The organism is Gilliamella sp. wkB112 (assembly GCF_001690685.1).
Lineage (GTDB): Bacteria > Pseudomonadota > Gammaproteobacteria > Enterobacterales > Orbaceae > Gilliamella > Gilliamella apicola_J.
On the sequence record NZ_LZGL01000005.1, the window covers coordinates 132,690 to 140,647 of the forward strand.

The following is a 7,958-nucleotide window of genomic DNA, read 5'->3' on the forward strand; positions in this document are numbered from 1 at the left end:
AAATTATTTTCTGAATTTAGTTTCAATTTCTTCTAATGTTAAATTACGAGTTTCAGGAAGATATTTCAATAAAACTAGTAACATGATGATATTGGCTACAGCAAATATACCAAAGGTTGCTCCACCACCATAAGAACTCAGTAGCCATGGGAAAATAGACTGAATCATAAAGTCAAAGATAAACAGACCGAATACAGCAATCCCCATACCTAATCCACGAAGATGTAAAGGGAAAATTTCAGATAACATTAACCAAAATACTGGAGCAATCCAACCTTGCATAAAAGTTAAAAAGACAAGCATCAAAAATAAAACAAGATAGCTTGCCCCTGTAAAATTGCCTACGACTGTTTCGTTACCATCAATAAGTTCAATATGAAAACAGAATTTAAAAGTAAGTCCGATGAACACTAACGATGTTAGTACACCAACTTGTCCAGTGAAGAACATTTTACGACGAGAATGCTTACCGATCAGAATGATACCAAGTATGGTAGCAAGAATTGAGATCAGTCCATTAGCAACTGCACCAGTTACTGCTGCAGCGTCACCTAATCCTGTTGATTTTAAAACAGTTGGTGAGTAATACATTATCGTATTTACTCCTGTAACTCTTGTTGCCAATACTATTGCAAGACCAATAAAGATTAATTTTATAACCCATTTTTTGTTCAACTCTTCAAAAATGTTAATTTTATGATTTTGCGTTGACAGTGTTTTTACATCTAATATTTCTTTTTCAATGTTATCTGTTCTGACAGTTTTTAACACCTTGCGGGCAGTATCAATGAATCCCATTTTAATTAAAAATCTTGGAGATTCGGGAAGGAATAACATGCCCAACCATAATAATGCTCCTGGTGCAGCAGGAATCGCTAACATAATTCGCCAGTTATGGTTTAATTCGGGTGCAAAATTAACGATACCAGCATTAACAGAGTAAGCTAAGAATTGTCCAGTTACGATCATCAATTCATTAACAGTAACCAAACGTTCTCTTCTACCAATCGGCGCTATTTCTGCAATATAGACAGGCACAATAACAGATGCACAACCTACGGCAACGCCAAGCACAAAACGTGAAATAACCATAGAGGTAAAATTCCAACTAAGTGATGTAGCAAGCGCACCAAAAATAAATATAAAAGCGACAAATAACATAGTTTTACGACGACCATATTTGTCTGACAACATACCACCAGAAACAGCACCGAATGCAGCACCAAATAATAAAGATGAGGTGACAAAACCTTCCGCAATAGGTGATAATCCCAAATCTGTTGTCATAAAAATAAGTGCACCAGAAATTACACCTGTGTCATATCCAAAACATAGACCACCTATAGTTGCAACTAGTGTGATAAAACTGAGTTTCTTTTTTATGACTTGTTCATTTTGTGTTATCATACAAATATCCTCTTGTAATTACTATTGTTCCAAAAAACGATCTGATGCGTGTTTTGAGTGAAGAATGTTAATTAGGTTTTTTATCCTGAATTAACAACTTTCATACTGAATTGAACAGGAGAGGAAAACAATTACGTTAATTGTTTTTATTATTACTTCAACATATTGTTTTTAATTTATTTTATTTATTTTATTAAAGGGTAAATCTTCTTTATTGTTGTTTTGGCTGATCCATCAAAGAGAATTGTGAAGCAGATCACAATAACATACTGTGTGACGAAGAAGATAATATTAAGGCAAAAAACATCCTTTTTAATACTTTTAACTGGGGTATTTTAAGTTTTGTATGCTCTGATAATTTCCGACAAAAAATGGAAGTTAAAATAAAGCCATCAAAATACTGTGAATAACAACAAATTATGGAAGGCTTACAGCAAGATTTATACGAAATATCACGCAACGAAAATTGAAAGATATAATATAGCAGAATCATTGATAGTAAGAATGTAAGCAAAATAGTTATGCATAATTGTGTGTTCTAATTATAGTAATAGTTTGAAAGAATAACACTAACGGGTTGGTCATTTTAAAATGAGGTGATTGAAGAAATAGGCTGAATTATAATGACCATACTTAACATGCTAGTTATATTATTCTTCAAAAATTATTTATTCATTAACTAAATCTTATTAAGCCATTGTCTTTTGTATTTTCCTGGTGGCATTCCTACTACTTTTTCAAAAATACAATGAAAATTGTTGACGTTAGAATAACCAACTTGACTTGCAATTTTGGCAATACTGTAATTGGTGCTAACAAGGAGAGATTGTGCTTCACCCATTCGTCGACGAATTATGTACTGTTTTGGGGCATATCCAGAAAAGGCTTTAAAAACATGGGATAAGTAATAACGGTTAACATTTAATGCTTCACTTATTGTATCTAGATCAACACTATCTAGATAATGTTGATCTAAAAAATCCTTAATACGTTGCCCTAGCGATATTTTTTTTGAATGCAGATGTTGCTCTCGTTCAATAAATATTTGTCTAACAAACAATATTAAATTAATCACGTTGTAGTGAATTATTTCATGACTCTCGTGCGTGTTTTGGGTTGAGAAAGTAATCATTGACTCAAAAAATGATTTTAGTATTTCAGCGTGAATGATAGCATTAACAACTGGGATTTGCTTATTTGATACTATGTGATTTTCAGGTAGTGATTGCATTTGAAGACAAGAAATACCACAACTGTAAATAATCAGTTCTTGATTAGGTAAAGGTTGTTCTTCATGGATCACATCAGAATTAAACACTAATAGATCTCCTTCTTTGACACTATAAAATTGGCCATCAATAATATAGTTACCTTTACCTTTGTAGATAAGCATTATTTCTAATCGATCTTCATGACTATGCATGATTCTTGGGATGGCATCTTCTTTACCAATTGCTTGACAGATAAAAAGCAATGCAGGACAACCAATAATGCTAGGATTAAATTGTTGATTATGTTCGATTGAAATTAGCATATTCTTATCCTTCTAAGCCTGATTGTTTATATTAATGTAAGAAATATTTATGGGAAAAGTAATTATTTTTTTTGTTTTTATTTTTAATACAATAAATTGATTAAAAATAATCTTTGAAAATAAAAAAATAAAAATATATGGTTTATTGTTTTTTTAACTGACTAGTTAAAAAGTACCTTTTACAAGTAGTTTAAATAAAAATTTGTGAAGTAATTTATATGTTTTTGTCTTTTTATTTAAATAAATACTCTCTTAAAACTAATTTTTTATGCTTAAATTTTAAAAAAGCTATTCATAATGCAACTATTAATTATAATGGAGGGGATTAGTTAGAATGTTAACACATGTGAAAATAACAACATTAAGGATTCCAACGCCCTAAGATTAATGGATGGTATCAAGCAATATTCGGCTACAAATTCATTGCACGATTTACCATGTCAATAAATATTCATTATTTATTGTTTAAGGTCATTATGAAACCCCTGTTAACTTGAAATTTTTGCTGAAAGAACAATATAATTCATTAATTAATAGGAAGTAAATGCTCATATAAAAAATACAGAAGGTCTTTTTAAATAGGGTGATTACATTTTGTGTTTTTAATTGCTTTTAGAAGAATTCTAAACTAAATTCTTTATAGTAGGAATTTGTTAAAAATTGGTAGATAACAACCATTATAAATACCATGTCAATGAAGAAATTTAATTGACATGGTATATTTATGAGTGTTAACTTTTAACGATTAAATTGTACCATCCCAAGAGTCAACTTTAGTTTTCTTAATTTCGTGTTCATCAAACCAACGAGTTGTTACACATTTGCTTTCAGTATAGAAACGCATACCATCTTTACCTAAACAGTGTAAATCACCGAAGAATGATCGTTTATGTCCAGAGAATGGGAATACACCAACAGGAACAGGAATACCTACATTAACTCCTACCATTCCTCCATCAGTACGTTTTTGAAATTCTCTAGCATAATAACCATTTTGTGTAAAGATAACAGAACCATTAGCAAACTCATTTTTGTTCATAATAGCCAAACCTTCATCGAAATCTTTTACACGTTTAATACATAATACTGGACCAAATATTTCTTGTGCTCCAACAGTCATTTCTTCTGTAATATGATCAAGAATAGTAGGGCCAACATAAAAGCCATTTTCATAACCTTTAACAGAAATATTACGTCCATCTAAGACTACTTTGGCACCTTCTTCAATACCTTTATTAATCCAATCAATAACGAATTTTTTATGACCAGCAGTAACAACAGGACCCATATCAATATCTTTTTGATAACCCGGACCAATTTTGAGCTGTTTAGCAAGTTTAACAATTGCGTCAACTAATGCATCGGCAATACTTTCTTGAACCACAACAACTGGAAGTGCCATACACCTTTCACCCGCACAACCGAAAGATGCGTTAATAATACCTGCAGCTGTACGTGCTATTGGTGCATCTTCAAGTACTAATGCATGATTTTTTGCCTCACAAAGTGCTTGTACTCGTTTACCATGAGCAGCAGCTTTTGAATAAACATGTAGACCAACAGAAGTGGAACCAACAAATGATACACCGCGAATATCTGGGTGAGTTAAGAATAAATCAGCTTCATTACGAGAACATGTTACAATATTAATGACGCCATCTGGTACTCCAGCTTCTTGATATAATTTAGCTATTTCCATACAAGTCATTGGGGTAAAACTTGCAGCTTTAATGACCATTGTATTTCCCGCAGCAATACAGCCTGGAGCCATCCATCCCATAGGAATCATAGCAGGGAAATTAAAAGGAACTATACCAGCAAATACTCCAATCGGTTCTCGATATAAAACAGTATCAACACCGTTAGAAATATTCATTACACTTTCACCCATCATTAAAGTTGGCATGGTACAGGCGAGTTCTGTTCCTTCTTTTGCTTTTAACACATCACCTAATGCATCACCCCATGCTTTGCCATTTTCGGTAGCACATAGTTCAGTTAAACGATCTAGATTAGCTTCAATTAATTCACGTACTTTATACATGATTTGTGCACGTTTGGTAACAGGAGTGCTTGACCAAGCAGGAAAGGCTTTTTTTGCCGCAGCAATAGCCGCTTCAACTTCAGTTTGGGTACAACATGGCGCTTTAGCAATAACTTCACCAGTACTAGGGTTATAAACATCCATAAATTTTTCTGTTTTAGAATCTAGCCATTTACCGCCTGAAAAATATTTTAAAGTTTTCATTTACATCTCCTACTTTATTTCACACATTTAAATCACACCTGATTTGAATTTATTACAAAATCAGATGTATCAAGGAAGTGATTATTTTGCTTAATTACATTATTAATTGTTTTAAATTTTCTATTTTTATTATTTTGAAATTTTTTTATTTAAATAGATATAGACAGACTCAATTTTTTATGAAAACCTGTAAGGTAAAAATACCTATACAGATTAATATTTATTTAATTGATTAAATTTTATTTTTTTTTAAAACAAAATAACAAATAAAATCTGTGCTGAAATTTTTAAACAAAATAACCAAGGCATGACATAGTATGAGAAATATTTTTAAATTAGACCTCAATAATAATAATACAACATTGGTACAACAATTAGTTACTGCCTTTACTAAAGCAATTCAAGAAAAAAAATGGCATATGGAAACTAAACTACCATCAGTGAGACAGTGTGCCAAATTATACAATGTAAGTACTTTTACTATTACTGAAGCCTACAATCGTCTGGCTGCTGAAGGATTAATTTATGCAAAAGATCGTTCTGGTTATTTTGTTTCTTCGTTAAATAGAAAACCGGAAATTAATGATACAGAACCTGCTTTAATAGATCTGCCGATAGATGATTATTGGCTGCTAACTAATATTTTTGATCAAACTAATAAAAATACACACTTTAGTTGTGGTTGGTTACCAGCTGATTGGTATCCTCAAGAGGCTATCCAAAAAACGTTGAGAGAAGTATCTAAACAAGATTTAGGGGAGAGTGGTTATGGTGAACCTTATGGTTATTACCCTCTAAGAAAACAACTCTGTCAACATCTTACGGATTATATGATTAATGTGGCAACAAATAATATTTTAATTACTCAAGGTGCAAGTTCAGCGCTTGATATCATTTCCAGTACTTTTTTGCGAGCAGGGGATGCTGTCCTAGTTGATGATCCTGGTTATTGTAATTTTTTATCTTCTTTGCGTTATAAAAGAATGAAACTAATAGGAGTTCCATGGAGTAGCCAAGGTCCAGATATCAAAAAAATGGAAGAATTGATTAAACAAGAAAAACCACGTTTTTATTTTACTAACCCATGGTTACAAAATCCAACCGGAGCAAGTTTAAGTCTAGACAATGCTTACAAATTATTACGGTTAATGGAAAAATATAATATTAAAATTGTCGAGGATAATGTTTCAGGGGATTTAATGCCTCAAAATAGTATAACTTTGGTGTCTATGGCAGGCTTAGATCAAGTTATTCACATTAGAAGTTTCTGTAAAACTCTTCAGCCAAATTTACGAGTTGGTTATATCATTGCCAATCAAAGCGTTTTAGAACAATTAGTTCATTATAAAATGATGACGAGTTTAACTTCATCTGAACTGTCAGAAAGAGTCGTATTATCTATATTACGAACTGGTCACTATCATAAGCATATTGAAAAATTACGTAAAAAATTAGCTAAAGCGCATATTATTTCAGCTAATTTATTGACATCTTTAGGATGGGAGTTATTTACTCAACCTGATACAGGGTATTATCTTTATGCAAGACCTAAAAATAGCAATATTGATTCTGAAAAACTGACTGAACAAGCTAAAAGTCGAGGAATAGTATTAGCTCATGGGCGTTTGTTTAGTCCAATACATCAATCTAATTCCTGGGTGAGATTTAATGTAGTATATACGATGTTAGGTCAAAACATATTAAAATCATTTTTGTCTTCACTTAATAAGTGATTTTGAACTTACAAAAAAGTCACTTAAAAATAAATTCTAAGTGACTATGTATTAATAAATTACTTACTCAAGCTTATTTACTAAGGGTCGCTTCTAATGCATCAATAGATGTACGCAAACCTGCTTCTACACTCATAGTCAAATCTTCCATTTCTAAAGAAACATAACCATCATAACCAGTCATGCTCAATACTGAAAAGAACTCTTTCCACCATTGTAGATCTTTACCACAACCAACAGCAACATAGTTCCAAGTTCTGTTTTTGGTGTCTGTAACAGGTTTATATTCCATTAGACCATCTATATCGGCTAATCCTCGTTCAATGCGAGCATCTTTACCATGAACATGGTAAACCGCACCTTCTAATTTACGAGCACCGGCAATTGGATCTGCTCCCATTGCAATTAAGTGAGAAGGGTCCAGGTTCATTCCAATAATCTCACCTACTGCATCACGTAAACGTAGCAATGTCGAAGGATTATAAACAAGTTGACATGGAAATTCTTCTAGTGCAATTTTTTCTACGCCATGTTTTTTTGCATGTTTTGCAAATTGCTTCCACCATGGAATAGCAACTTTATTCCACTGATAGTCAATAGCACCTGGCATATAATCAGGCCAAGATATAGTAGAAGTGATCCAGTTAGGGATTTTATCATCAGGCCCCCCCCCAGGTAATCCACTCATCATTACTATTTTTTTTACGCCTAATTTACCGGCTAACTCAACGGTTTGGTAAGCTGTATGTGTATGTTTTTCTCCCATTTCACCTGGAGCTAAAGGGTTACCGGAACAGTTAAGCGCAGCAATTTCCATTCCACGTTTAGTTAATTCGGCTTTAAATGAAGCTAATTTTTTATCATCAGCTAATAACTCAGCGGTTTTAACATGTGGGCAAGTAGCCCAACCTCCAGCAGTCATTTCAACTGCGTTAATGCCGTATGCTTTTACTTTATCCAACATTTCAGGGTATGGAAGAGTGGCTAATACATCTGTACATAATGCTAATTTCATCATTGTATCCTCTAAATTAAT

At 32.5% G+C, this 7,958-nt stretch carries 5 protein-coding genes; 1 reads left to right on the forward strand and 4 read right to left on the reverse strand.

What is annotated here, in order from left to right:
* Positions 1 to 3: 3 nt before the first annotated feature.
* From A9G12_RS01635 to A9G12_RS01645, 3 genes are all read right to left on the reverse strand, one after another.
* Positions 4 to 1,407 (reverse strand): sugar porter family MFS transporter, encoded by a 1,404-nt coding sequence (locus tag A9G12_RS01635; protein ID WP_065564136.1) that lies wholly within the window; start codon positions 1,405 to 1,407, stop codon positions 4 to 6.
* Between the two features lie 679 nt (positions 1,408 to 2,086).
* On the reverse strand, positions 2,087 to 2,941 hold the full coding sequence (locus tag A9G12_RS01640) for a helix-turn-helix transcriptional regulator (protein ID WP_065564137.1): 855 nt from the start codon (positions 2,939 to 2,941) through the stop codon (positions 2,087 to 2,089).
* 745 nt (positions 2,942 to 3,686) lie between these two features.
* Positions 3,687 to 5,189 (reverse strand): CoA-acylating methylmalonate-semialdehyde dehydrogenase, encoded by a 1,503-nt coding sequence (locus A9G12_RS01645; protein WP_065564138.1) that lies wholly within the window; start codon positions 5,187 to 5,189, stop codon positions 3,687 to 3,689.
* Positions 5,190 to 5,506: 317 nt separating this feature from the next.
* Here A9G12_RS01645 and A9G12_RS01650 point away from each other — a divergent pair, with 317 nt between their 5' ends.
* On the forward strand, positions 5,507 to 6,922 hold the full coding sequence (locus A9G12_RS01650; RefSeq protein ID WP_065564139.1) for an aminotransferase-like domain-containing protein: 1,416 nt from the start codon (positions 5,507 to 5,509) through the stop codon (positions 6,920 to 6,922).
* Positions 6,923 to 6,995: 73 nt separating this feature from the next.
* Here the strand turns inward: A9G12_RS01650 and A9G12_RS01655 are convergent, their stop codons facing one another.
* Positions 6,996 to 7,937, reverse strand: coding sequence for a sugar phosphate isomerase/epimerase family protein (locus A9G12_RS01655; protein WP_065564140.1), 942 nt, complete (start codon positions 7,935 to 7,937; stop codon positions 6,996 to 6,998).
* Between the last annotated feature and the right edge of the window lie 21 nt (positions 7,938 to 7,958).